The sequence below is a fragment of the Pseudomonas sp. NFACC41-3 genome (genome assembly GCF_900109505.1).
GTDB lineage: Bacteria > Pseudomonadota > Gammaproteobacteria > Pseudomonadales > Pseudomonadaceae > Aquipseudomonas > Aquipseudomonas chlororaphis.
Window position 1 is genome coordinate 92,568 of record NZ_FOAE01000002.1, and the last position, 25,758, is coordinate 118,325.

Here is a 25,758-nt window from a genome sequence, read left to right on the forward strand (position 1 = left end):
GATGTGAAAGAGTCTTTTTTGAGTTCTTCGATGCCGGCCGCCCAATGAGTCGACCTGGAATGTTCCTGGTCCGCGGCGCCCGGTTTCGAAGGGGGCCTAGGATGCCGAGCGGGGCTTTTGCCTTGTATGAGACGAGTACGAAACGGCGAGCCAGGGAATGGAACAAAATGTTTCAGGAGGGCAGCCTGGGGTTACCCAGGGCCGGAATTGTTGCTCAGGGCTGTCCGGGATGGGTCAGGCGTGGCGTTCGATATCGCGCAGCATGCGTTCGATGACCGAGAGCACCGCGTGGCGTTGCGCCTCCAGGGCCTGCTCGCCTTCATGAGTCGCACGTTGCAGGTCGAGGCAGGCCCGCATCAACGCCGGCGAATCGACCGTGCAGGCCAGGCCGCTGACCCGGTGGACCCACTGTTCGAGGAACTCCGGCGTGTCGGGCAGCGGGGCGCTCAGCAGCTCGCGCTCCTGTTCCAGGTTCCGGCGCAGCTCCTGGAGCAAGCGCTCCTTGAGCTGCGGATCGTTCTGGAAACCCTCCAGGTAGGACAGGTCGAACGTCGCGGCAGCCTCCGCGTCAGGCGCTGGGGCGGGGGGCGGGGTGAGGGGGGCGTTGAGGGATGAACTGGATAGCCCGGGCGCTTTCAGCTTGCCGAGTACTTCCCGCAGACGCTCGAGGACGATGGGCTTGATCATCAGGTCGTCCATGCCGGCCGCCTGGCAACGCTGCTTTTCGTCTGCCAGGGCACGGGCGGTGTAGCCGATGATCGGGATCCTGGGCAGCCCGCGCGCCTGTTCTGCGGCACGGACATTGCGGGCCAGGGCGTAGCCGTCCATGTGCGGCATGTTGCAATCGGTGACCAGCACATCGAAGTGGCCCTGTTCCCAGGCTTGCAAGGCCGCCTTGCCATTGCTGACGTAGGTCCCGCGATGGCCGAGCCTGAGCAGTTGCTGTTCGAGCACCAGGCCGTTGGTGGAAACGTCGTCGACGATCAGTACATTCAACCCGGCCACCGCCGTAGCGCCTTGAAGGGCATGCTGCGGCTCGTCCTCGTCCGGTTGCCAGGGCAGGGTCAGTTCGAAGCTGACCCGGCAACCCTGGCCCGCTGCACTGGCGAGGCGGATGCTGCCGCCCATGAGTTCGACCAGCTGTTTGCAGATGCTCAGGCCCAGGCCGGAACCGCCGTGCAGGTGGGCGATCTCGGCGTGGGCTTGCTGGTAAGGCGCGAAAATCTGCGGCTGCTGATCCTCGGCGATGCCGATGCCGGTGTCGCTGACATGGAACATCAGGCGGCTTTGCCGAGGCCCCGAGTCCAGCTCCTGGACCGACAGCTCGACCCAGCCCTGGTTCGTGAACTTCAAGGCGTTGGACAACAGGTTGTGAAGGATCTGCGTCAGGCGCAGGGCGTCCACCTGGTAGCGCCGCTCGGGGGGCAGGCGGTGTCGCAGCTTCAGCTCCAGGTGTTTTTCCCGGGCCTGCGCGGCGAACAGCTCAAGGCAGTTGGCCAATAGTTGATCGAGGGCGGTGGGGCTGGGCACCAGCTCCATCTGGCCGGTCTCGACCTTGTCCAGATCGAGAATGTTGCCGATCAGGTCGATCATCGATTGCGCCGACTGCTGGGCGATGCTGAGGTTTTGCGAAGGGGTGGACGCGCCGCTGGTTTCCAGCTCCAGCAGGCCGACCATGGCATTCAGCGGGGTGCGCAGCTCATGGCTCATGGTCGCGAGGAACTGGCTTTTCGCGGCGCTGGCGTCGACTGCCTGCTGCTGGGCTTCGAGCAGCTTGTGTTCCAGGTGCTTGCGCACGCTGATGTCGATCCAGCCGCCCAGCAGGCCCTGCTGCTTGCCGAGTGCGGTGTAGAAGGGCACCAGCCATTGGTAGATATGATGGGCCTGGCCATCGACCTCGATCACGCTGTCGAGGAATTGCGACTGGCGGTTATCCAGCAGCCGTTGGTGTTGCTCCTCCAGGTCCAGGGCCAGGGCGCGTGGGGCGATGCCTTGCTCTTGCGGCGTGGTGCCGCGCATCTCGTCCAGGGACCGGCCGAAGAACTGCTCATAAGCGTGGTTGCAGGTGCTCAGGCGCCCTTGCAAGTCACGCACGTAAAGCGGGATGGGCAAGCCGTTGAGCAAGGCGAACTGGAAGGCCAGTTGGTCCTTGAGCTGATTCTGCGCGACGCGCCGCTGGCGGATCTGAATCCGCAGGCGCCAGTTCCAGTAAAACGACAGCAGTACCAGCACCAGGACCAGCGCGGCGCTTTGCCAGACCCAGCTCGGCAGATAGGCCCAGAGCGAACCCTTGGTGGCGGGCCGCGCCAGGATGCTGATGCGGTGCTGATTGCCGTCCGAAGTTTTCAACGAATACAGGAGCTTGTTGAGAATACTCAGGAGTTCGGGGTGCTTGGCCGATACGGCGAACACCAGGGGCTCGGCCTGGGCCTGGAACTGCTTGCCGGCCCGGAGCCGGGGATTGTCCAGCTGTTGGGCATCGGCTGCGCTGTTCAGCGTGGCGTCGACCATGCCCTGTTCGACCAGATGCAGGGACTGGGAGTAGTGGTCGGTGAGTACCAGTTCGATGCTCGGATAGCGGCTCTGGAGCAGAGGCTGCAGGGGATGTCCGGCGGCGATCGCCAGGCGCCTGCCCCCCAGGGCCGCCAGCGAACTGGGGGAACTGGCGCCTTCGCGGGTAATGAAGGCCCAGTAGTCGGTGCCGAAGCCATCGCTGAATAACAGGCGCTTCTGCCGGACCGGAGTCGGTGCCAGCGACAGGGCGATTTGCGCCTCATCCCGTTCCAGGCGCTGGCGGTCGATGTCCGGGGACTGGCTGTCGATGATGTTCAGTTGCAGTTGATAGTCGTCGGCCAGGCTGCGCAGCACATTGAACGCCAGTCCGGCCCATTGGCCGTCGTCCTTGCGGTACAGGTAATTGGGGATTTCGTGGGCGATCAGGTTCAGCGAAGGAAGATGCTTGAGCCAGTTGTCTTCCGCGCTGTTGAGGGCGAAGGAGTCGGTCGGCGCGAACAGCCAGGGCGAGCGTTCCCAGTGCTGCAATATCTCCTGCTTGCGCTCCCGGGAAACCGTCTTCAGCGCGGCGTTGATCAGGGGCACCAGATTGTCCTCATGCCCGCGGGCGGCGAAGCTGAAACCCATGGCCGGCAGATTGGCGACGTACTTGTTCTGCAACTTGAGGTTGGCCAGGCTGCGCATGTAGAAATTGGTGCGCAGCTGATCGCCGATCAGGGCGTCGGCTTCGCCGTCGGACAGGCGCTGCAGGCCTTCGACAATGCTGTTGATCACGATCAGTTCAGCCTTGGGATAGGCCTTGCCGACTGTTTCAGCCTGCACATAGTAGGCTGGAACCAGCACGCGTTTGCCCGCCAGGTCAGGGGACAGATCCTTGTCGGCGATGCGCCCGACGATGATCGGCTCGTTGTCCAGGTAGGGCTGGCTGTAGACGAACCCTGGCTGTTTTCTTTCGTACTCGGTGGCGCGGGGCATCAGATCGATGTCCCCGTTTGTCAGGCCGGCGATGGCACTGTCCACCGAAGGGTAGGGCACGCGCTGGATCGGCAGTTCGAGAAACTGGCTGATGTGTTCCAGGTAATCGTTGGTGATCTGGTTGAGCACATCGTTGCCACGAGGCTCGGGTTGCTCGTTGGAGGCGCTCACTTCGGCGACCCGTAGCGGGCGAGGGGGCAGCGTCTGACGCATGGCCATCAGCGTGGCCAGGGACAGCGGAGCAGGCTCAGGCTCGGCGGCGCCCAGGGACGCGACACTGGTCAGCAAGAGCATGATCCAGAGGATCAGGCGCAGCAGGCCGGCTAGAGGGTTCGGCATAGTCTCAGGCCAGCCCGACTTCCTGGATGTACAGGTAGAGGCTGGCGTTGCTGTCCAGGCCCAGCTTGCGCATGGCACTGCTCTTCTGGCTGCTGATGGTCTGCTTGGAACGATTGAGGTGCGTGGCTATTTCATTGACCGACAACCCGGCGCCGTAGAGGCGTAGCACCTCGACTTCGCGAGGGGACAGTTGTTCGACCTCGGCCAGAGGCTCCACGGAGTCGAACAGATGACGGATGGACGGGGAGACGAAGGGTTTGGCCTGGCTGGCGCGAATGGCCTTTTGCAGGTCGCCTTGTACCCCGCGTTTGCTGATCAACCCCTGGACCCCCAGCTTGAGGATCGAGGCCAGCAGCGCCGGGTTGTTGAGCATGGTCACCACGATGACCGCGATCTGGGGGTAACGGCGGCGCAACTGTTCGATCAGACGGATGCCGTCGGCCTGTTCGCTGTGGGGCATCATCAGATCGGTGATGACCAGATCGCAGGGCTGTTCGGCCAATAGCTGGAACAGCCCTTCGACATTCTGTGCTTCGCCGACGATCTGCAGCGTCCTGTCGCTGCTGAGCGAGGCGCGGATGCCAATGAGCGTGAGCAGGTGATCATCGGCGACGATAACTTTCTTTTGCATCTTGTGGCTGCCCCTATCCAGTCATGGCAATGAGCGAGTGCATAGAGTTAAGCAGAGCGGTTGCAAGTGTCTGCTTGTATCGGCGCTGCTGTGGGTTTCAGCAGAAGTGCTACCAATTAACCTTGGCCGGAAACGGGCATGGGGCATCGTCGGAGAGTGGAGCGTCCGGGAAATATTGGCAAGAGGGGAGCGTTGAGTAACGGTGGGTTGTCGTGACAGCTACCGGGTGAAAGACTCGCCCATGTGCGATAGAACCACGCAACGAGCCCCTGGCTTGTCGTATCAAGCCAGGGGGCACTGCTGTTGCAGCGTTGGATCAGACGTTGAAGCGGAAGTGCATCACGTCGCCGTCCTTGACGATGTAGTCCTTGCCTTCCAGGCGCCATTTGCCGGCTTCCTTGGCACCGGCTTCACCCTTGAACTGGATGAAGTCGTCGTAGGCGATCACTTCGGCGCGGATGAAGCCTTTTTCGAAGTCGGTGTGGATCACGGCGGCGGCCTGCGGGGCGGTGGCGCCGACGCGAACGGTCCAGGCGCGTACTTCCTTTACACCCGCGGTGAAGTAGGTCTGCAGGTTGAGCATTTCGTAACCGGCGCGGATCACGCGGTTCAAGCCCGGCTCTTCCAGGCCCAGGGCCTCGAGGAACATGTCTTTCTCTTCACCGTCGTCCAGCTCGGCGATTTCCGCTTCGATCTTGTTGCAGACCGGAACCACCATGGCGCCTTCTTCTTCGGCGATGGCCTTGACCACGTCCAGCAGCGGGTTGTTCTCGAAACCGTCTTCGGCGACGTTGGCGATGTACATCACCGGCTTGGTGGTCAGCAGGTGGAAGCCGCGGATCACCAGCTTCTCCTCGGCGCTCATGTTCTTCATCAGGCTGCGCGCTGGCTTGCCTTCGGTGAAGTGCGCGATCAGTTGCTCGAGCAGGGCTTTCTGCGCCACGGCGTCCTTGTCACCGCCCTTGGCGTTGCGCGCGACTTTCTGCAGTTGCTTTTCGCAGCTGTCGAGGTCGGCGAAGATCAGTTCCAGGTCGATGATCTCGATGTCGCGTTTCGGGTCGACGCTGTTGGACACGTGGATCACGTTGTCGTCTTCGAAGCAGCGGACCACGTGGGCGATGGCATCGGTTTCGCGGATGTTGGCCAGGAACTTGTTACCCAGGCCTTCACCTTTCGAGGCACCCGCCACCAGGCCGGCGATGTCGACGAACTCCATGGTGGTCGGCAGCACGCGCTCGGGCACCACGATGGCGGCCAGGGCGTCCAGACGCGGATCCGGCATCGGCACGATGCCGCTGTTCGGCTCGATGGTGCAGAAGGGGAAGTTCTCGGCCGCGATACCGGATTTGGTCAGGGCGTTGAACAGGGTGGACTTGCCGACGTTAGGCAGGCCGACGATGCCGCAGTTGAATCCCATGGTGTTTCCCCTCGGGTAAGAGTCAGGCCTTCTGGCTGTGCAGGTTTTTCATCGCACGGTTCCATTCACCGGCGAAGATATCCGGCAGCACGCCGAGGGCAAAATCGATGCTGGCATCGAGCTTTTCCTGTTCGGCGCGCGGCGCACGACCCAGGACAAAGTTCGAGACCATGCTGGCGACGCCTGGGTGGCCGATGCCAAGCCGCAAGCGGTGAAAGGTATTCTGGTTGCCCAGTTGCGCGATGATGTCGCGCAACCCGTTGTGCCCGCCATGCCCGCCGCCCTGTTTGAGCTTGGCGACGCCGGGTGGCAGGTCGAGTTCGTCATGCGCCACCAGGATTTCTTCGGGCTTGATGCGGAAGAAACCGGCCAATGCCGCCACGGCCTGGCCGCTGCGGTTCATGTAGGTGGTGGGTATCAGCAGACGAATGTCCTGACCCTGGTGCGAAAAGCGCCCGGTCAGGCCGAAATATTTGCGATCGGCCACAAGGCTGACGCCTTGTTTCTCGGCGATGCGCTCAACAAAAAGGGCCCCTGCGTTATGCCGGGTCTGTTCGTATTCGGCGCCTGGATTACCCAGGCCAACGATCAGTTTGATGGCAGTCACGATAGGGGCCCTTCCTTGGAGTTGTGGATAACATCGCCGCGACTGGAACGTGCGGCGAAAGTGGACGACAAGTGCTCATTTACCATTATGTAAACTCCGCGTTCCCGCCCGCTTTCTCGCTACGTTCCAGTCCGCGATGTTTCCGGTAACTCCGGCAAGCAGAGTGAATTACTCTGCAGCGCCTTCTGCAGCTTCTGGAGCAACACGTGGAGCGTGAACGTTGGCAACAGCCAGGTCGTTACCGTGAGCCAGAGCAACGAACTCAACGCCTTTAGGGGCTTTGATGTTCGACAGGTGAACGATGGTGCCGATTTCAGCGTCGCCCAGGTCGACTTCGATGAACTCAGGCAGGTCTTTCGGCAGGCAGGACACTTCGATTTCAGCGATAACGTGCGAAATCTCGCCGCCTTTCTTGACCGGAGCAGCTTCGTTGATGAAGTGCACTGGAACGATAGCGGTCAGTTTCTGACCAGCAACAACGCGTACGAAGTCAGCGTGCATCACGTGGCCTTTGGCCGGGTGACGTTGCAGCGCCTTGATCACGACGTTTTGCTTGGTGCCGCCAACGTTCAGTTCGATAACGTGGCTGAAAGCCGCTTCGTTTTCGAGCAGTTTGGCAACTTCTTTGGCCAGCATGCTGATGGATTCAGGGGCTTTGTCGCCACCGTAAACTACAGCTGGAACCAGGCTTGCGAGACGACGCAGGCGGCGGCTCGCACCTTTCCCCAGGTCGGAACGCAGTTCAGCATTCAGAGTAAAATCGTTCATGTTGTATCTCCAAAATAACCACACTCGCCCCAGCGTTTGCGACCAGCGCTAAAGGCGATATGGGCAAAAAAGCCCCGCCCCAACAGGAATGCTGGGGCGGGGCGCTTTTCGTCATCGAGATGTAAGGCTAGGGCAGGGCCCTAGCGGAACATCGCGCTGATCGATTCTTCGTTGCTGATACGGCGAACCGCTTCGGCAACAACCGGTGCGATATCCAGTTGACGGATACGCGCACAGGCTTGTGCTGCAGCGGACAGCGGGATGGTGTTGGTCACCACCAGCTCGTCCAGCACGGAATTTTCAATGTTCTCGATTGCTCGACCCGACAGCACAGGGTGTGTGCAGTAGGCAAAGACCTTGGCAGCGCCATGCTCTTTCAGGGCCTTGGCCGCGTGGCACAGGGTGCCGGCGGTATCGACCATGTCGTCAACCAGGATGCAGGTACGGCCTTCAACGTCACCGATGATATGCATCACTTCAGAGTGATTGGCTTTCTCGCGGCGCTTGTCGATGATCCCGAGATCCACGCCCAGGGATTTGGCCACGGCACGTGCACGCACGACGCCGCCAATGTCCGGGGAGACGATCATCAGGTTTTCGAAACGTTGGTCTTCGATGTCATCCACCAGAACCGGGGAGCCGTAGATGTTATCTACCGGAATATCGAAGAAGCCCTGAATCTGGTCAGCATGCAGATCAACCGTGAGAACACGGTCGATGCCGACTACGGTAAGCATGTCAGCCACGACTTTCGCGCTGATAGCCACACGTGCGGAACGCGGACGGCGATCCTGACGGGCATAACCAAAGTAAGGAATTACAGCAGTGATTCGAGTCGCTGAGGAGCGGCGGAAGGCATCAGCCATCACGACGAGTTCCATCAGGTTATCGTTGGTCGGAGCGCAAGTCGGCTGAATAATGAAGACGTCTTTACCGCGGACATTTTCATTGATCTCAGCGGTAATTTCGCCGTCGGAAAATTTACCGACAGAGATGTCACCGAGAGGGATATGCAGCTGACGTACGACACGCCGAGCCAGATCGGGGTTAGCGTTCCCCGTAAAGACCATCATCTTGGACACGCGCAGTACCTGAAGGCTGAGGGTATACCTGGATGAGTATAAGGAAAATGGCAGGGGCGGCTGGATTCGAACCAACGCATGGCAGGATCAAAACCTGCTGCCTTACCGCTTGGCGACGCCCCTGTATCTGTTGCATCAAGTGCCTGGCACTTGGTTCCTTTTAGAGCAGACTTTGCAGCTTGCGATGCAACATCGAAACGTTGCTTCCTTTTGCTACAAACCCTGTAAGGGTCTCTGTAAGAAGGGCCGAGACTTTATCAGCTTCAGCTTTGCTTGGGAAGCCCCCAAACACACAACTTCCAGTTCCGGTCAGTTTTGCTTCGGTAAATTTACCTAGCAAATTCAATGCGTTACGTACATCTGGATAACGCCTTGCAACCACCGGCAAACAGTCATTTCTGCCGTTTCCCTTGGGAACGGGGCGCACTTTAATGGGCGGAGTGTCACGTGTCAACAGCGGATCTGAAAAAATTTCTGCTGTACTTACAGAGACTTGCGGCACCAGCACGAGATACCAAGGTTCCTCGGGGTCTACCGGGGTGAGTTTTTCTCCCACGCCCTCGGCGAAAGCTGCATGCCCACGCACGAAAACCGGCACGTCGGCGCCCAGGGAAAGGCCCAGCGCGGCCAGGCGATCTTCGCTCCAGCCCAGTTGCCAGAGGTGATTCAGGCCCAGCAGAGTGGTCGCCGCATTGGAACTGCCGCCACCGATGCCGCCGCCCATGGGCAGGACTTTCTCGATCCAGATATCGATGCCCAACGGGCATGCGGACTGTTCCTGAAGCTGTTTGGCCGCGCGCACGATCAGGTTACTGTCGTGGGGGACGCCGGCGAACTCCGTATGCAGGCGAATGACGCCGTCATCGCGCACGGCAAAGGTGATTTCATCGCCGTAATCGAGAAACTGAAAAATCGTCTGCAGTTCGTGATAGCCGTCTTCACGGCGGCCGAGGATGTGCAGCATCAGATTGAGTTTTGCCGGGGAGGGCAGGGTCAGTCGTGGCGCGTTCATGCTTACTGCCCCAGCTTGCGTGGTTGCCATTCCTTGATCACCAGCGTGACGTCAAGGTCGCGGCCATGCAGCTTGATCCGCTCCGGCAGCCAGTAACCGCTCTGTTGTGCATAACTGAGGTATTCGACCTGCCAGTTGTCCTGTTCGAGATTGGACAGGCGGCTGTCGCCGTCCAGGGTCAGGCGACTCTTGCTGTCGGGGGCGGGCAGCCCGCGAACCCACCAGGCCAGATGCGAGACCGGCAGGTTCCAGCCCAGCTGTTCCTCGAGCAGGGCTTCCGGAGTCGGGGCTTCGTAACGTCCCTGGTTGGCGACTTCCAGCGCGACCTTGCCGGGGCGTCCGGTCAGGCGGGCGGCGCCGCGACCCAGCGGGCCGGACAGGCGGATATCGTAGTAATCCTGGCGCTGCAGCCAGAACAGCGTGCCGCTGCCCGAATCCTTGGGGGCGCGAATGCCGATCTTGCCGTTGATCTGCCAGCCGTCGAGGCCGCTCAGTTGCTGTTTGTGCTCGCGCCATAGCGCGGGGCTGCCGTGACCCTCGACAGATTCGCGGGTGCCGAAACCCGAGCAGCCGGCGAGCAGAGCGATAAAGCTGAAAACGATAAGGTGGCGCAAAAACATAGTCTTAAAGGGTCTCTGATCCGGTCAGGCGCTTGATGGTGCTGCGCAGGATAGGGCTGTCGGGCTGGTCCTTGAGGAACTTGCTCCAGATCTGCTTGGCTTCGCGTTGCTTGCCATTGGCCCAGAGCACTTCGCCCAGGTGCGCGGCGACTTCCTGGTCGGGAAAGCGTTCCAGCGCCTGGCGCAGCAGGCGTTCGGCCTCCGCGAGGTTACCCAGGCGATAGTTCACCCAGCCCAGACTGTCGAGTACCGCCGGATCGTCCGGGGTCAGCTGGTGGGCCTGTTCGATCAGGGCCTTGGCTTCGGCGTAACGGGTCGTGCGATCCGACAGGGTGTAGCCGAGGGCGTTCAATGCCATGGCGTTGTCCGGTTCGCGCTTGATGATCAGGCGCAGGTCCTTTTCCATCTGGGCCAGGTCGTTGCGCTTCTCGGCCTGCATCGCACGGGTGTAGAGCAGGTTCACATCGTCCGGGTATTGCTGCAGGGCTTGCTGGAGAATCTTCCAGGCCTTGTCGCCCTGTTTGTTGGCGGACAGGGTTTCGGCTTCGATCAGGTACAGCTGGATGGCGTAGTCCGGCTGGGTGTCGCGGGCGGAGGCCAGGCGTTTTTCGGCTTCGGCGGTACGGCCGTTGTTCATCAGGATGTCGGCCTGGCGCAATTGTGCCGGCAGGTAGTCGGCACCTGGGCCGACCTGGCCGTATTCCGCCAGCGCGCCTTGCGGGTCGTTGAGCTCTTCGGCGATGCGGCCCAGGTTCAGGTGTGCCGAATCGACGTGGCTTTCCCGGGCGATCAGGTCTTCCAGGTAACCCTTGGCCTCTTCCCAGTCCTTGGCTTCCAGGCAGACCAGCGCCAGGGAGTAACGCAGCTCGTCGTCTTCCGGATACTGCTGGACCAGGCTGGAGAACTGGGCCTTGGCGTCGTCCATGCGATCCTGCTCGACCAGCATGCGCGCGTAAGTCAGGCGCAGGCGCTTGTCGTCCGGGTACTTGCGAATGCTTTTTTCCAGTAACGGCAGGGCTTCGTCGGCGCGGCTGAGGCTCTGCAGCAGGCGGGCGCGCAGGAGGATCGGCGCGATCTCGCCTTCTTCCGGCGGGTTCTGCTCCAGCAGCTTCAGGGCTTCGCGGGTGTCGCCGTCCTGTTGCAGCAGCAGCGCCTTGCCGAACACCAGTTGGCCGTTGTTCGGGTGTTTTTGCAGCAAGCGGTCGAAACTCTTCATCAGACCGTTGCGGGTATCCTGGTCGGTGTCGGCGGCCGACAGCGCGAGGAAATCGAAATGGGTATCGCCCTTGCCCTGCAGGACTTTCTCCATATAGACCATGGATTCGTCGTAACGCCCGGTGCGGGCCAGCTGGATGGCGGCGGCACGCTGGGCTTCCAGGTCGTCCGGGGCGTTTTTCGCCCAGATCAGCGCAGTGTCCAGCGCGGCCTGGTCGGCACCCAGGTATTCGGCGATGCGGAATGCCCGCTCGGAGATGCCCGGGTCCTGGGTATTGATGGCCTGGGTGACATAGTTGTCCAGGGCAATGTCGAAACGATTGCGTTGGCCAGCCAGTTCCGCGCTCAGCAGGCTGAAGACCGTGTCTTCGCTGAACGAGGAGTAAACCTTGGGCTTTTCAGGAGCCGGGGTAGTGTCTTCGACCGGCGGCGTACCGTCCGGTGAAACGGGTGCCAAGGCCTGGCAGCCGCTGAGGAAGACAAAAGCGAGGAGCAACGCGGAAGATCTATTCATATAGGAAGAGGACGACTAACCTGCGGTCGGATCATCATGACACAAGCCTTCGGCCAAACATAACCGAGACTCAGCGGATGCCTTACAGAGGCAGTCTATTGGGACAATAGTCGGCAGTGGTTGTTCTGAATCTTTCGAAGTAGGACAATTGTCGGCTTCTCGACATCATCAGCGACCTTGAATGGCCTTCCTCGCACTCGGTATTAACCACAAGACTGCTTCAGTAGACGTCCGCGAGCGCGTGGCCTTTACCCCTGAGCAGTTGGTTGAGGCCTTGCAGCAGCTCTGCCGCCTCACCGACAGCCGCGAAGCTGCGATCCTCTCCACCTGCAATCGCAGTGAACTCTATATAGAACAGGATCACCTTTCGGCGGATGTCGTGCTGCGCTGGCTGGCCGAGTATCACCATCTGAGCCTCGAAGACCTGCGCGCCAGTGCCTATGTGCACGAAGACGATGCGGCCGTTCGTCACATGATGCGTGTCGCCTCGGGGCTGGATTCGCTGGTGCTGGGCGAACCGCAGATCCTCGGGCAGATGAAGTCCGCCTACGCCGTGGCGCGTGAGGCCGGAACCATTGGTCCGCTGCTGGGGCGGCTGTTCCAGGCCACCTTCAGCGCCGCCAAGCAGGTACGTACCGACACCGCCATCGGCGAAAACCCGGTTTCCGTGGCCTTTGCCGCGGTGAGCCTGGCGAAACAGATTTTCAGCGATCTGCAGCGCAGCCAGGCGCTGCTGATCGGCGCCGGCGAGACCATTACCCTGGTCGCCCGCCACCTGCATGACCTGGGGGTCAAGCGCATCGTGGTCGCCAACCGCACGCTGGAGCGCGCCAGCACCCTGGCCGAACAGTTTGGAGCCCATGCCGTGCTGCTGTCGGATATTCCTCAGGAGCTGGTGCACAGCGATATCGTCATCAGTTCCACCGCCAGCCAGTTGCCGATCCTTGGCAAGGGCGCGGTGGAAAGCGCGCTGAAGCTGCGCAAGCACAAGCCGATCTTCATGGTGGATATTGCCGTGCCGCGGGATATCGAGCCGGAAGTCGGCGAGTTGGACGACGTTTACCTCTATACCGTCGACGATCTCCATGAAGTGGTCGCCGAAAACCTCAAGAGCCGCCAAGGCGCGGCGCAGGCGGCGGAAGAGCTGGTGAACATCGGCGCCGAGGACTTCATGGTGCGCCTGCGCGAGCTGGCTGCGGTGGACGTGCTCAAGGCGTATCGTCAGCAGAGCGAGCGCCTGCGCGATGAAGAACTGCAAAAGGCCCTGCGCATGCTGAGCAACGGCAGCAGCGCCGAAGACGTCCTGATGCAACTGGCTCGCGGCCTGACCAACAAACTGCTGCATGCGCCCAGCGTCCAGTTGAAAAAACTGACCGCTGAAGGCCGCCTGGATGCGCTGGCCATGGCCCAGGAACTCTTTGCCCTCGGTGAGGGCGCTTCGGACTCTTCGGATAAAAAACCGCAATGAAAGCGTCACTGCTCAATAAGCTGGATGTCCTCCAGGACCGTTTCGAAGAACTGACCGCGTTGCTTGGCGACGGCGAAGTCATTTCCGATCAGGCCAAGTTCCGCGCCTATTCCAAGGAGTACGCCGAAGTCGAGCCGATCGTCGAGACCTATAAACAGGTGCTCAAGGTCCAGGCCGACCTCGAGGGCGCCCAGGCGCTGCTCAAGGACAGCGATCCGGACATGCGGGAAATGGCGGTGGAAGAAGTCCGCGAGGCCAAGGAACAACTGGTCGAGCTGGAAAGCACCCTGCAACGCATGCTGCTGCCCAAGGACCCCAACGACGGGCGCAACGTGTTCCTGGAAATCCGCGCCGGCACCGGTGGCGACGAGGCGGCGATCTTCTCCGGCGACTTGTTCCGCATGTATTCGCGTTATGCCGAGCGGCGTGGCTGGCGGTTGGAGATCCTCTCGGAAAACGAGGGCGAGCACGGCGGCTATAAAGAAGTCATCGCCCGGGTCGAAGGCGAGAACGTCTACGGCAAGCTGAAATTCGAATCCGGCGCCCACCGCGTGCAGCGGGTGCCGGCCACCGAGTCCCAGGGCCGCATCCATACTTCGGCCTGCACCGTGGCGGTATTGCCCGAGCCGGACGAACAGGAAGCCATCGAGATCAACCCCGCGGACCTGCGGATCGATACCTACCGCTCCTCCGGTGCCGGTGGCCAGCACGTCAACAAGACCGACTCGGCGATCCGCATCACCCACATCCCGTCGGGAATCGTGGTCGAGTGCCAGGAAGAACGCTCCCAGCACAAGAACCGGGCGCGGGCCATGTCCTGGCTGTCGGCCAAGCTCAACGACCAGCAGACCAGCGCCGCGGCCAACGCGATTGCCAGCGAACGCAAGCTGCTGGTGGGTTCGGGCGACCGTTCCGAGCGCATTCGCACCTACAACTTTCCCCAGGGCCGGGTGACCGATCACCGCGTCAACCTGACTCTCTATTCCCTCGATGAAATCCTCGCCGGTGGCGTCGAAGCCGTGATCGAACCGCTTCTGGCCGAATACCAGGCCGATCAACTTGCGGCACTGGGCGAGTAAACATAAATGACCATCATCGCCAGCCTGTTGCGCGCCGCCCAATTGCCCGATTCGCCCACGGCCCGCCTGGATGCCGAGTTGCTGCTGGCCGCTGCCCTGGGCAAGCCGCGCAGCTTCCTGCACACCTGGCCCGAGCGGATCGTGCCCAGCGAAGCGGCGCTGACCTTCTCCAGTTACCTGCAGCGGCGCCGTTCCGGCGAACCGGTGGCTTACATCCTTGGCCAGCAGGGCTTCTGGAAGCTCGACCTGGAAGTGGCGCCACACACCCTGATTCCGCGTCCCGACACCGAATTGCTGGTGGAGGCGGCGCTGGAACTGCTGCCCGCCACCCCGGCCAGAGTGCTCGACCTGGGCACCGGCAGCGGCGCCATCGCCCTGGCCCTGGCCAGCGAGCGCCCGGCGTGGCGGGTCACCGCGGTCGACCGGGTGCTGGAAGCCGTGGCCCTGGCCGAACGCAACCGTCAGCGCCTGCAACTGGACAATGTCACGGTGCTGAGCAGCCATTGGTTCAGTGCCCTGCAAGGCGAGCGTTATCAGTTGATCATCAGCAATCCGCCCTATATCGCCGACGCCGACCCGCACCTGGCGGCCGGCGATGTGCGTTTCGAGCCGGAGAGCGCCCTGGTCGCGGGCAAGGACGGGCTGGACGACCTGCGCCTGATCATCGCCCAGGCGCCAGAGCACCTCGAGGCTGGCGGCTGGTTGATGCTCGAGCATGGCTACGACCAGGCGCCGGCCGTACGCGACCTGTTACTCAGCCAAGGGTTTGCCGAGGTGCACAGCCGTGTCGACCTGGGCGGTCATGAACGCATCAGCTTAGGAAGCCTGCCGTGCTGAACGATCAGGAGTTGTTGCGCTACAGCCGGCAGATTCTGTTGCAGCACGTCGACATCGACGGCCAGTTGCGACTCAAGGCCAGCCGCGTATTGATCGTCGGCCTGGGTGGCCTGGGCGCTCCGGTGGCCTTGTACCTGGCCGCCGCGGGCGTCGGCGAGCTGCATCTGGCCGACTTCGATACGGTCGACCTGACCAACCTGCAACGCCAGATCATTCACGACACCGACAGCGTCGGCCTGAGCAAGGTCGATTCGGCGATGGGGCGTTTGTCCGCGATCAATCCCGAGATCCAGCTGGTGCCCCATCGCGTCGCGCTGGATGCCGACTCCCTGGCGGCCGCGGTCACGGCGGTGGACCTGGTGCTCGATTGCACCGACAACTTCTCGACCCGCGAGGCAGTGAATGCCGCCTGTGTCGCCGCCGGCAAGCCGCTGGTCAGCGGCGCGGCGATTCGCCTGGAAGGGCAACTGTCGGTGTTCGACCCGCGGCGTCCCGAGAGCCCGTGCTACCACTGCTTATATGGGCACGGCAGCGAAGCCGAATTGACCTGCAGCGAGGCCGGTGTGCTCGGGCCGCTGGTGGGGCTGGTGGGCAGCCTGCAGGCCCTCGAGGCCTTGAAGCTGCTGGTGGGGTTCGGCGAGCCGCTGGTGGGCCGCCTGTTGTTGATCGATGCCTTGGGCACGCGCTTTCGCGAACTGCGGGTCAAGCGCGACCCGGGCTGCAGCGTCTGTGGAGGCCAGCATGCGTGAAGCGCCGATCGGCGTCTTCGACTCCGGCGTCGGCGGCCTGTCGGTGCTGGCGGAGATCCAGCAGCGCCTGCCCCATGAATCGCTGCTGTATGTGGCCGATTGCGGCAACATTCCCTACGGCGAGAAAACCCCCGAATTCATCCGTCAGCGTTGCAGCCTGGTCGCCGGGTTTTTCCGCGAGCAGGGCGCCAAGGCGCTGGTGCTGGCCTGCAACACCGCGACCGTGGCCGCTGTCGCTGACCTGCGTCGGGACTACCCGGACTGGCCTATCATCGGCATGGAGCCTGCGGTCAAGCCGGCTGCCGCCGCCACCCGTAGTGGCGTGGTCGGCGTGCTGGCCACCACCGGTACCTTGCAGAGTGCCAAGTTCGCTGCCTTGCTCGATCGTTTCGCCACCGATATCAAGGTCATCACCCGGCCATGCCCGGGCCTGGTGGAACGGATCGAAGCCGGGGACCTGCACAGCCCCGCGTTGCGCCAACTGCTGCAGGGTTATGTCGAACCGCTGCTGGCGGCCGGCTGTGACACCCTCATCCTCGGTTGCACCCACTATCCGTTTCTCAAGCCGTTGCTCAAGTCGATGATCCCCGAGGACATCAGCCTGATCGATACCGGGGCCGCGGTTGCCCGCCACCTGGAGCGCCTGCTCGGCGAGCGCGAGCTGTTGGCTGCGGGGCCTGCACGCCAGGCCCGGTTCTGGACCAGTGGCGATCCGTGTCACTTCAGACATATTCTGCCGTTGCTCTGGAAAGAGGCGGGAGAGGTGCAAAGCTTCGCTTTATAAAAAATCCTGCAGAAGCGCTGATTTGCGCTGAACTTCTGTTCAAGCACAGATTTCTATTAACGTGTCTGCGGAATCTGTACAACACCATACAAATCGTTTGAAAAGGATGTTCCTGATGAGACGAATGTTTTGTTTGGCTGCACTTGCAGCTGCACTACTGGGGCAAAGTTTTTCGGCACAAGCGGCCGGCGTCGAGTTTTCGGTGGGGCAGACCGGCGATTCGACCCAGACCTATCGCCTGGGCATGCAATTCGATTGGGACAAGAGCTGGCTGCAAAGCGATGTCGGTCGCCTGACCGGCTACTGGAGCGGCGCCTATACCTTCTGGGATGGCGACGAGAAGTCCAGCAACCACAGCCTGTCGTTCTCGCCGGTGCTGGTGTACGAATTTGCCGGGCAGAACATCAAGCCTTACATCGAGGCGGGGATCGGCGTGGCGGTATTCGCCAACACCGAGGTGGAGGACAACAAGCTCGGTTCGGCGTTCCAGTTCGAGGACCGCTTCGGTTTCGGCCTGCGGTTCAACGGCGGGCATGAAGTCGGTCTCCGTGCCACGCACTATTCCAACGCTGGCATCGCGACGCCCAACGACGGTGTAGAGAGCTACTCGCTGCATTACACCATGCCGTTGTAAGACCCTTTCAGCGATACGCCGTGGCGATGCCGCGGCGTTCGTTGAGGCAGTCCACTTCCCCCATCTCGAACTCCCGGCAGATCAGTGGCCGTTGTTCGTAGATGCTGCACAGCATGCTGTTGCGATCCAGCGCGGCACACCAACCATCATCCAGTCGCAACATGACTTCGCCGCCCCACTCGTCGGTGTCGATAAAACGTTCGGGCACCCCGGTTTCGGTGATCAGCATCACTTCCAGTTGGCAGCAGCAGGCCGCGCAGCTTGCGCAGGTGACCGCCGTTTCGGCGATCTGGGTGACAGGAATAGTGGTCATAGGCGCGCAGTGTAAGGCAGTGGCCGCAGGCTGTGTGAAACCACTGACGGACGCCTGCCGCCTCTTACTCCCGATATTCCTCGGCAGCCACCCGTGACGGCAGGTTCTTGAAGGCCGCCAAAGCGCGCTCGCGGGACATCGACAGATCGACCATCGGCGGCGGGTAATCGGCCACGCCGAACAGGCCGCCCATGGCGGCCGGGTTGTGGATATCTTTTGCATTCAACCCCGCCAGCTCTGGCAGCCAGTGCTTGATGAAAGCCCCTTGGCTGTCGAACCTCTGCGACTGGCTCAAGGGGTTGAAGATGCGGAAGTAGGGCGCCGAATCGGTGCCGGTGGATGAACTCCATTGCCAGCCACCGTTATTTGCCGCCAGATCGCCGTCGATCAGGTGGCGCATGAAAAAGCGCTCGCCCTGGCGCCAGTCGATCAGCAGGTTCTTGGTCAGGAACATCGCCACGATCATCCGCAGGCGATTGTGCATCCAGCCGGTTTCCAGCAACTGGCGCATGGCTGCATCGATGATCGGCAGGCCGGTGCGGGCCTGCTGCCAGGCCGCCAGCTCATCGGGGGCATCGCGCCAGGCCACGGCTTCGGTTTCCGGGCGGAAGGCCCGGTGCCGGGACACCCGCGGGTAGCCCACCAGGATGTGTTTGTAGAACTCGCGCCAGAGCAGTTCGTTGATCCAGGCGACGGCGCCGGGGCTGCCGCTGGCGAACTCGCCCCGGTTGTTCTGCAGCGCCGCGTGCAGGCATTGGCGTGGCGACAGCACGCCGGCGGCGAGGTAGGGCGAAAGCTGACTGGTGCCGGGCCTGGCCGGCAAGTCGCGCTCGGCCTGGTAGTGGTCGAGCTGGGCCTCGGCAAAATACGCCAGGCGTTGTTGCGCCGCGGTTTCTCCGGCCGGCCAGAGCGCTTGCAGGTGCGGGCCGGGTGTCGGGAAGCCCTCGACCTGCCGGGGCAGCGCATCGGCCTTTATCCTCAGCGCGGCTTGCGCCCTGGGAGCCGCCAGCTGTGGCGGCAAGGCGCTGTGCAGCCGGTTGTAGCAGACCTTGCGAAACTGGCTGAAGACCTGGAAGTAGCCGCCGCTCCTGGTCAGCACGCTGCCGGGCCGGAACAGCAGTTGGTCGAGGTAACTGTGGAAGCCCACGCCCTGGCTCTCCAGCAGGCTGGCCACCGCCATGTCACGGCGACTCTCGTGAATGCCGTATTCCTCGTTGACGTGCAGCGCCTCGATGGCCAGTTCCCGGCACAGTTGCAACAGCACCTGGGGTGCCTGCTCCCAGCTTGGCGCCTGGCGGATCAGCAGCGGGATGTTCAGCCGGGCCAGGTCGCCGCTCAGTTGTTCAAGGTTACGCAGCCAGAAGTCGACCTTGCACGGCGCATCGTCATGCGCCTGCCACTGCCGCGGGCTCAGCAGGTACAGGGCCACAGTCGGCCCGCGCTGGGTTGCGGCGCTCAGCGCGGTGTTGTCATGCAGGCGCAGGTCGCTGCGTAGCCAGATCAGTTGCATGGGAATTCCTGCATTAGAGAAGCCTTAGCCCGATCAGGGCCTGGTGCGCGGAGAGCGGGTCTGCGGCGAGGTGCAGATTGGCGATCTCGGTAGTGCAGATGGCCAGTTCGGCGTGGTGGATGCTCACTGCTGGGCCGACGATGAGTACCGGGCAGTCGAGGCCGCCGAGCAGGCGTGGCAGTTGCCGCAGGTTGATCGACTGGCTCGAGTACAGCAGCACGCCTCGCGCTTTCAGGTGTTCGGCGGCCAGGGCCAGTTCACCGGGGGGCAGCGGCCAGTCGAAGACTTCCACGGGGCAGTCGGCATTGCTGATCAGCCAGGCGCAGAGCCACAGGTGTGGCTCCAGCGGCAGGTCCGAGTGATTGATCAGCAGCAGCGGGGCGCCTTGTAGCTGGCGATTGTTGTGATAGACCCGCACCGCGAATTTGCTACGCAGCCAGGAATGGAAAAACACCCGCTCCATCTGCATGCCGAAGCGGCCCTGCCAGCGCTGTTCGAGTTCGTCCAGCAGCGGTAGCAGCAGGTGCTCGCACAAGGTTCGTGGCGGATAGAGTGCCATGACCTGGTTGAAGCTTTCGTCGACCTGACGCTCGGCCAGTTGGCTGATGGCCTGGACCAGGCGCTGGCGTTGCAGGTGCCAGTCGTTATGGGCCGGTTCGCTGGGCGCCGGCTCGGCGTCCAGCAGGTGCTTGACCTGGCTGACCGCCACCCCGCGATCGAGCCAGGTCAGGATCTTCAGGATGCGCTGCACGTGTTCGTTGGAAAACAGTCGGTGACCCTTGGCGGTGCGTTGCGGCACGATCAGCCCGTAACGGCGTTCCCAGGCGCGCAGGGTGACGGCGTTGACCCCGGTCTGGCGGGTCACCTCGCGAATCGGCAACCAGCCTTGCTCATGGGTGCCATCGGATTCGCTGGCGGGTGCATCCGGGTCGAGCCTCGAGTCGTTCATGGTTCAGAGCGCGTTGCGCAGGCTGAGGCTTTCCGGGTGGGGCTGCAGGTACACCTGTTGCGCGATGTAGGGATCGGGGTGCCGGCGCAGGTGATGCTTGAGCAGGGTCAGCGGCACCACCAGCGGCACGATGCCGCGGCGGTACTGGCCGATGAGGTGCTGCATTTCCTGTTTGTCGTCGCGGCTGATGGCTTGCTTGAGATAGCCGCTGATGTGTTGCAGTACGTTGCTGTGGGTACGGCGGGTGGCGCACTTTTTCAGGGCCGCCATCAGTTGGCTGAAATAACGTGGGCCGATTTGCGCCGGATCGCTTTGGCCCATGCTGCCCAGCAGGGTGCCGAGGGCCTTGTATTGCTCCGGGTTGTGGGCCATCAGCAGGTATTTGTAGCGCGCGTGAAAATCGGTCAGGCGGCGACGGCTCAGGCCTTGCCTGAGCACGTCCTGCCAGGCGCTGTAGGCGAATACCCGAGTCAGGAAGTTTTCCCGCAGCACCGGATCATTGAGCCGACCGTCTTCTTCCACCGGCAGGTCCGGATGGCGGCTGCAGAAAGCCTGGGCATGGATACCGCGTCCGCTGAGCTCGGCGGGGCGGCCCTGGTCCTGGTAGACCTTGACCCGCTCCAGGCCGCAGGACGGAGATTTCTGCATGAAGATGTAGCCGCAGAGGCTGTCCAGTTCAGCGGCCATGCGCTGGCCGTAATCGGTGAGTGCCCGGGTGACATCCATGGTTTGGTCGACGCTGCCAACGGCCCGCGGTTGCCGTGGATCGCCCACCAGGCGGATCGGTTCGCGGGGTGTACCCAGGCCAATGGCGACTTCCGGGCACAGCGGGACAAACTCGAAAAACTCAGCGAGGGCTTGGCTGCACAGGCGCGATTCCTTATGCCCGCCGTTGTAGCGCACAGGCGCTCCCAGAAGGCAGGCGCTGATGGCGATTCTCGGCTTGTCGGCCTGGGCTGGATTGTCGGGCATGTGAGAGGCTCCGGGTTTCATGTACAAAAATAAGATCTTGTACAACTTTTCATCATCATAGGATCAAAGGTGTGCAAGTCAAATATTTTGTACAGCTTTGCCGCCCAGCCCTTCGGGTTGCGTCCTGCTCATCTGTCGTTCGATTGCTGGCTGGCTAACGCATGAGATTTTTGGCGCGCGCTTTTCTTCGTCTCGGAACGGTCCGATCGGCAGAAGTGTGTTCGAGTCTTGAGCGGAGGAGACAGGCTGCTGTCCATTGCGACAGCAGCAAAACGTTACGCGGGGTGATGCGCTTACAGGTTTTCGTGCAACCGGCGGGCGGCCTCCTGCCCGCTGAGCCAGGCCCCTTCGACGCGACCGGACAGGCACCAGTCGCCGCACACATAGAGTCCCAGGTCGACATCCGCCAGGGCTCCCCATTCATGGCTGCTCGCTGGGCGGGCGTAGAGCCAGCGGTGGGCGAGGCTGAAGGTCGGGGCGGGCATGGCGCTGTGCAGCAGTTCGGCGAATGCGCCGTGCAACTGTTCGATCACTGCTTCTTTCGGCAGATCGATGTGCTGGCGGCTCCAGGTGCTGCTGGCGTGCAGGACCCAGGTGTCGAGGCCGTTGTCGCGCCCTGGCTTGCTGCGGTTGCGGGCCAGCCAGTCCAGCGGGCTGTCCTGTACGAAGCAGCCTTCCACCGGGGTTTCCAGCGCGGTCTCGAATGCCAGGGCGACAGCCCAGGTCGGGTCCATTTTTACCCCGGCGGCGGCACTCGCCAGTTTCGGTGCGGCGGCCAGCAGGGCGGTGGCCTGGGGGGCCGGCGTGGCGATGATCACGTGGCTGAACGGGCCGTGGGTGAAACCTTCGGCATCCTGCAGGTGCCAATGCTGTTCGCCGCGGTAGACCTCGGTGATGCGGCAGGCGAAATGCACCTCCGTTTCGCCCAGCAGGCCACGGGTAATGGCACTCATGCGCGGGGTGCCGACCCAGCGGGTCTGTTCGTCCGGCGACGGGGTGAGCTGGCCGCCATGGAAGTTGTACAGCTGCGGCGTCCATTCGGCGGCCCAGCCATTGGCTTGCCAGCGCTGGACTTCGGTGACGAAGCGCCGGTCGCGGGCGGTGAAATATTGCGCGCCCATGTCCAGCGCGCCGGCGTCGCTGCGCTTGCTGGACATACGTCCGCCGCTGCCGCGGCTCTTGTCGAAGAGTTGCACGACATGCCCGGCGTCTCTCAGCGCCTGGGTGGCGGAGAGTCCGGCGATGCCGGTACCAATGATTGCGATGGGTACGGTCATAGGGGCCTCGTTTACCTTTCTGTGCAGACTACGCCGTCGTTAAAATCTGTACAATTTTGTTTTTTGGTATAACTTTCGGCGTTATCGGTTTTACAGGGTGTCCTATTGTTAAACACAGAGCCTGCCCGATTGAAAAGATCCCTGCTTATAAAAATAGACTAGTGATCCGGGTAAAACGCCACGCGAGGAAGATGTCATGCACATATTGCTGACCGGCGGTACTGGTTTGATAGGACGTCAGCTCTGCCGTCACTGGCTGACTCAGGGCCATCAGTTGACCGTATGGAGTCGTCGGCCCACCGAGGTGCCCAAACTCTGTGGCGCTCAGGTTCGCGGCATCGCCCGCCTGGACGAACTTGCAGAGGAACCGGTCGACGCCATTATCAACCTGGCGGGAGCACCGATCGCCGATCGGCTCTGGACTCACAAGCGCAAGGCACTGCTCTGGAGCAGCCGCATTACCCTGACGGAAAAGTTGTTGGCCTGGCTGGAAAGCCGGAGGCAGAAACCCGGGTTGCTGATCTCCGGGTCGGCCGTGGGCTGGTATGGCGATGGCGGGGAGCGCGAGCTGAACGAGGATTCGCCCCCGGTCAGTGAGGATTTCGCCAGCCAGTTGTGTATCGCCTGGGAGGAGACCGCGCAGCGTGCCGAGGCCATGGGCCTGCGTGTGGTGCTGATTCGCACGGGCCTGGTGCTGGCGGCCGAGGGCGGCTTTTTGTCGCGCTTGCTGCTGCCCTTCAAACTGGCCCTGGGCGGGCCGATCGGTAACGGTCGGCAGTGGATGCCGTGGATTCATATCAAGGATCAAATCGCCCTGATTGATTTTCTTCTGCACCGCAGTGATGCCAGCGGTCCTTATAATGCCTGCGCGCCGAAGCCGGTGCGCAATCGCGAGTTCGCCAAGACCCTGGGCAGCGTCTTGCACCGGCCGGCGGTAGTGCCGCTGCCGGCCTTTGTCTTGCGTGTCGGCCTGGGGGAATTGTCGTTGTTGCTGCTGGGTGGTCAGCGCGCGGTCCCCGCGCGGTTGCTGGCCGCCGGATTCACTTTCCAGTTCACTGATTTGCGCGCGGCCCTGGACGACTTGTCCAGCCGCCTCTGAAATAGGACGTTGCATGACCGATCACGCGTTGCTCCTGGTCAACCTGGGTTCGCCGGCCTCCACCTCGGTGGCGGATGTGCGCAGCTACCTCAATCAATTCCTGATGGACCCTTACGTGATCGATCTGCCGTGGCCGGTTCGGCGGTTGCTGGTATCGCTGATCCTGATCAAGCGTCCGGAGCAATCGGCCCATGCCTACGCTTCGATCTGGTGGGAGCAGGGTTCGCCGCTGGTGGTGCTCAGCCGCCGCTTGCAGGAAGCCATGACGAGTGAGTGGAAGCACGGCCCGGTGGAACTGGCGATGCGTTATGGCGAGCCGTCCATCGAATCGGCGCTGCTGCGCCTGGTGGCCCAGGGGCAGAAGAAGATCACCCTGGCGCCGCTCTATCCACAATTCGCCGACAGCACCGTGACCACGGTGGTGGAGGAAGCCCGGCGGGTGATTCGGGACAAGAAGCTGGATGTGCAGCTTTCGGTGCTGCAGCCGTTTTACGATCAGCCGGAGTACCTCGACGCGCTGGTGGCCAGTGCCAGGCCGCACCTGCAACAGGACTTCGATCATCTGCTGCTGAGCTTCCATGGCTTGCCCGAGCGGCACCTGAAAAAGCTCAATCCCGGCCATAGCCTGGAAGGTGATTGCTGCCGCGACGCGACCCCTGAGGTGGCCGCCACCTGTTACCGCGGCCAGTGCCTGAGCACGGCCCGGGCGTTCGCCAAGCGCATGGGGCTGGCGGACGGCAAGTGGTCGGTGTCGTTCCAGTCCCGTCTGGGGCGTGCCAAATGGATCGAGCCCTACACCGAGGCGCGCCTGGATGAATTGGCCCGACAGGGCGTGAAGAAGATCCTGGTGATGTGCCCGGCGTTTGTCGCCGACTGCATCGAGACCCTGGAAGAGATCGGTGATCGCGCTCGCGAACAGTTCCGCGAAGCGGGAGGGGAGGAGTTGGTGCTGGTGCCGTGCCTGAACGACGACCCGCAATGGGCCAAGGCATTGAACACCTTGTGCGAGCGCGCGCCTTTGGCGTTGTAAACGTATCGCGGGCAAGCCTCGCTCCTACGGCAATACCGTCTGTAGGAGCGAGGCTTGCCCGCGATGGATTTCCGGCTGACGCGGATCCTCAGATCAGCGGTTCCTCAGCCCTCTTGTTCTTCCAGCTGTCGTTGCCCGGCAGGATCAGGTTCAGCGCAATCGCGACGACGGCGCACAGGGCGATCCCTTTCAGGCCGAAGTCGTCCGGACCGGTCCCGGTACCGATCAACACCCCGCCAATGCCGAACACCAGGGTTACCGAGACGATCACCAGATTGCGGGCTTCGCCCAGGTCGATCTTGTGACGGATCAGGGTGTTCATGCCCACCGCCGCGATCGAACCGAACAACAGGCAGAGAATCCCGCCCATCACCGGTACCGGAATGCTTTGCAGCAGCGCACCGAACTTGCCGATAAACGCCAGGCTGATGGCGAAGATCGCCGCCCAGGTCATGATTTTCGGGTTGTAGTTCTTGGTCAGCATGACCGCGCCAGTCACTTCGGCGTAGGTGGTATTGGGCGGACCGCCGAACAGGCCGGCGGCGGTGGTGGCGATGCCGTCACCGAACAGGGTGCGATGCAGGCCCGGCTTTTTCAGGTAGTCGCGACCGGTCACGCTGCCGACCGCGATCACCCCGCCGATGTGCTCGATAGCGGGGGCCAGGGCCACGGGGACGATGAACAGGATCGCCTGCCAGTTGAACTCCGGCGCGGTGAAGTGCGGCAGGGCCAGCCAGGGGGCCGCGGCGATCTTCGCGGTGTCGACCACGCCGAAGTAGAACGACAGGGCAAAGCCCACCAGCACCCCGGAGATGATCGGCACCAGGCGGAAGATGCCTTTGCCGAACACTGCGACGATCAGGGTGGTCAGCAGCGCCGGCATCGAGATCATCATCGCCGTCTGGTAATGAATCAGCTCGCTGCCGTCGCCGGCCTTGCCCATCGCCATGTTGGCGGCGATCGGCGCCATGGCCAGGCCGATGGAAATGATCACCGGGCCGATCACCACTGGCGGCAGCAGCCGATCGATGAAACCGGTGCCCTTGATCTTCACCGCCAGGCCCAGGAAGGTATAAACGAAACCGGCCGCCATCACGCCGCCCATGGTCGCGGCCAGGCCGAACTGGCCCTTGGCGAGAATGATCGGGGTGATGAAGGCAAAGCTGGAGGCCAGGAATACCGGTACCTGGCGCCCGGTCACGAGCTGGAACAACAGAGTCCCGAGACCCGCCGTGAACAGCGCCACGTTGGGGTCGAGACCGGTAATCAGCGGCATCAACACCAACGCGCCAAAGGCCACGAAGAGCATCTGCGCGCCAGACAGCACTTGGCGCCAGAGCGGATCGTTGAACTCATCCCGCAT

General features: G+C 62.4%; 23 protein-coding genes and 1 tRNA gene. 8 read left to right on the plus strand and 16 right to left on the minus strand.

What is annotated here, in order from left to right; genetic code table 11:
* Positions 1 to 234 precede the first annotated feature (234 nt).
* The 10 genes from BMY68_RS09740 to BMY68_RS09785 form a co-directional block, all read right to left on the minus strand.
* Complete coding sequence (locus BMY68_RS09740; RefSeq protein WP_085532396.1) at positions 235 to 3,828, minus strand: ATP-binding protein; 3,594 nt, start codon at positions 3,826 to 3,828, stop codon at positions 235 to 237.
* Positions 3,829 to 3,832: 4 nt separating this feature from the next.
* A complete protein-coding gene (locus BMY68_RS09745) occupies positions 3,833 to 4,459 on the minus strand; it encodes a response regulator (RefSeq protein ID WP_085532394.1) in 627 nt (208 codons plus the stop codon).
* A gap of 316 nt (positions 4,460 to 4,775) precedes the next feature.
* On the minus strand, positions 4,776 to 5,876 hold the full coding sequence (gene ychF, locus BMY68_RS09750) for a redox-regulated ATPase YchF (RefSeq protein WP_062824652.1): 1,101 nt from the start codon (positions 5,874 to 5,876) through the stop codon (positions 4,776 to 4,778).
* Positions 5,877 to 5,898: 22 nt separating this feature from the next.
* The gene (gene pth, locus BMY68_RS09755; RefSeq protein WP_007928340.1) at positions 5,899 to 6,483 is read right to left on the minus strand and encodes an aminoacyl-tRNA hydrolase; all 585 of its coding nucleotides are present in this window, start codon (positions 6,481 to 6,483) and stop codon (positions 5,899 to 5,901) included.
* A 168-nt stretch (positions 6,484 to 6,651) separates the two neighbouring features.
* Positions 6,652 to 7,251: a 50S ribosomal protein L25/general stress protein Ctc gene (locus tag BMY68_RS09760; RefSeq protein ID WP_007928342.1), complete on the minus strand. Its 600-nt coding sequence runs from the start codon at positions 7,249 to 7,251 to the stop codon at positions 6,652 to 6,654.
* Between the two features lie 140 nt (positions 7,252 to 7,391).
* A complete protein-coding gene (locus BMY68_RS09765) occupies positions 7,392 to 8,333 on the minus strand; it encodes a ribose-phosphate pyrophosphokinase (RefSeq protein ID WP_003171603.1) in 942 nt (313 codons plus the stop codon).
* Positions 8,334 to 8,381: 48 nt separating this feature from the next.
* A tRNA-Gln gene (locus BMY68_RS09770) sits at positions 8,382 to 8,456 on the minus strand.
* Positions 8,457 to 8,493: 37 nt separating this feature from the next.
* Positions 8,494 to 9,345, minus strand: coding sequence for a 4-(cytidine 5'-diphospho)-2-C-methyl-D-erythritol kinase (gene ispE, locus BMY68_RS09775; RefSeq protein ID WP_009045565.1), 852 nt, complete (start codon positions 9,343 to 9,345; stop codon positions 8,494 to 8,496).
* A gap of 2 nt (positions 9,346 to 9,347) precedes the next feature.
* On the minus strand, positions 9,348 to 9,965 hold the full coding sequence (gene lolB, locus BMY68_RS09780) for a lipoprotein insertase outer membrane protein LolB (protein ID WP_007928346.1): 618 nt from the start codon (positions 9,963 to 9,965) through the stop codon (positions 9,348 to 9,350).
* A gap of 4 nt (positions 9,966 to 9,969) precedes the next feature.
* On the minus strand, positions 9,970 to 11,694 hold the full coding sequence (locus BMY68_RS09785) for a tetratricopeptide repeat protein (protein ID WP_085532392.1): 1,725 nt from the start codon (positions 11,692 to 11,694) through the stop codon (positions 9,970 to 9,972).
* Positions 11,695 to 11,875: 181 nt separating this feature from the next.
* Here BMY68_RS09785 and hemA point away from each other — a divergent pair, with 181 nt between their 5' ends.
* From hemA to BMY68_RS09815, 6 genes are all read left to right on the plus strand, one after another.
* Positions 11,876 to 13,162: a glutamyl-tRNA reductase gene (hemA, locus tag BMY68_RS09790; RefSeq protein ID WP_009045563.1), complete on the plus strand. Its 1,287-nt coding sequence runs from the start codon at positions 11,876 to 11,878 to the stop codon at positions 13,160 to 13,162.
* Positions 13,159 to 14,241 (plus strand): peptide chain release factor 1, encoded by a 1,083-nt coding sequence (prfA, locus tag BMY68_RS09795; protein ID WP_007928353.1) that lies wholly within the window; start codon positions 13,159 to 13,161, stop codon positions 14,239 to 14,241. Before hemA ends, prfA begins: the two co-directional genes overlap by 4 nt.
* A gap of 6 nt (positions 14,242 to 14,247) precedes the next feature.
* Positions 14,248 to 15,078, plus strand: coding sequence for a peptide chain release factor N(5)-glutamine methyltransferase (prmC, locus tag BMY68_RS09800; RefSeq protein ID WP_085532390.1), 831 nt, complete (start codon positions 14,248 to 14,250; stop codon positions 15,076 to 15,078).
* Positions 15,072 to 15,827 (plus strand): molybdopterin-synthase adenylyltransferase MoeB, encoded by a 756-nt coding sequence (locus tag BMY68_RS09805; RefSeq protein ID WP_085532388.1) that lies wholly within the window; start codon positions 15,072 to 15,074, stop codon positions 15,825 to 15,827. The genes prmC and BMY68_RS09805 overlap by 7 nt, the downstream gene beginning before the upstream one ends.
* A complete protein-coding gene (gene murI / locus BMY68_RS09810) occupies positions 15,820 to 16,611 on the plus strand; it encodes a glutamate racemase (protein ID WP_085532386.1) in 792 nt (263 codons plus the stop codon). The genes BMY68_RS09805 and murI overlap by 8 nt, the downstream gene beginning before the upstream one ends.
* A 115-nt stretch (positions 16,612 to 16,726) precedes the next feature.
* On the plus strand, positions 16,727 to 17,245 hold the full coding sequence (locus BMY68_RS09815; RefSeq protein WP_007928361.1) for an acyloxyacyl hydrolase: 519 nt from the start codon (positions 16,727 to 16,729) through the stop codon (positions 17,243 to 17,245).
* A 7-nt stretch (positions 17,246 to 17,252) separates the two neighbouring features.
* Here the strand turns inward: BMY68_RS09815 and BMY68_RS09820 are convergent, their stop codons facing one another.
* From BMY68_RS09820 to BMY68_RS09840, 5 genes are all read right to left on the minus strand, one after another.
* Positions 17,253 to 17,558, minus strand: coding sequence for a YkgJ family cysteine cluster protein (locus BMY68_RS09820; RefSeq protein ID WP_085532384.1), 306 nt, complete (start codon positions 17,556 to 17,558; stop codon positions 17,253 to 17,255).
* Positions 17,559 to 17,622: 64 nt separating this feature from the next.
* Positions 17,623 to 19,068, minus strand: coding sequence for a deoxyribodipyrimidine photo-lyase (phrB, locus tag BMY68_RS09825; RefSeq protein WP_085532382.1), 1,446 nt, complete (start codon positions 19,066 to 19,068; stop codon positions 17,623 to 17,625).
* Positions 19,069 to 19,081: 13 nt separating this feature from the next.
* Positions 19,082 to 20,017: a MerR family transcriptional regulator gene (locus BMY68_RS09830; RefSeq protein WP_085532380.1), complete on the minus strand. Its 936-nt coding sequence runs from the start codon at positions 20,015 to 20,017 to the stop codon at positions 19,082 to 19,084.
* A gap of 3 nt (positions 20,018 to 20,020) precedes the next feature.
* Positions 20,021 to 20,989, minus strand: coding sequence for a YbgA family protein (locus tag BMY68_RS09835; protein WP_085532378.1), 969 nt, complete (start codon positions 20,987 to 20,989; stop codon positions 20,021 to 20,023).
* A 293-nt stretch (positions 20,990 to 21,282) separates the two neighbouring features.
* A complete protein-coding gene (locus tag BMY68_RS09840) occupies positions 21,283 to 22,266 on the minus strand; it encodes an NAD(P)/FAD-dependent oxidoreductase (protein ID WP_085532376.1) in 984 nt (327 codons plus the stop codon).
* 196 nt (positions 22,267 to 22,462) lie between these two features.
* On the opposite strand from BMY68_RS09840, the gene BMY68_RS09845 reads away from it, so the two are divergent.
* Both BMY68_RS09845 and hemH read left to right on the plus strand, forming a co-directional pair.
* A complete protein-coding gene (locus BMY68_RS09845; RefSeq protein WP_085532374.1) occupies positions 22,463 to 23,365 on the plus strand; it encodes a TIGR01777 family oxidoreductase in 903 nt (300 codons plus the stop codon).
* A gap of 13 nt (positions 23,366 to 23,378) precedes the next feature.
* Positions 23,379 to 24,395 (plus strand): ferrochelatase, encoded by a 1,017-nt coding sequence (gene hemH / locus BMY68_RS09850; protein ID WP_085532372.1) that lies wholly within the window; start codon positions 23,379 to 23,381, stop codon positions 24,393 to 24,395.
* 88 nt (positions 24,396 to 24,483) lie between these two features.
* On the opposite strand, the gene BMY68_RS09855 is transcribed toward hemH, so the two are convergent.
* Positions 24,484 to 25,758 carry a uracil-xanthine permease family protein gene (locus BMY68_RS09855; RefSeq protein ID WP_085532370.1) on the minus strand — a complete coding sequence of 425 codons (1,275 nt, stop codon included), beginning with the start codon at positions 25,756 to 25,758 and terminating at the stop codon, positions 24,484 to 24,486.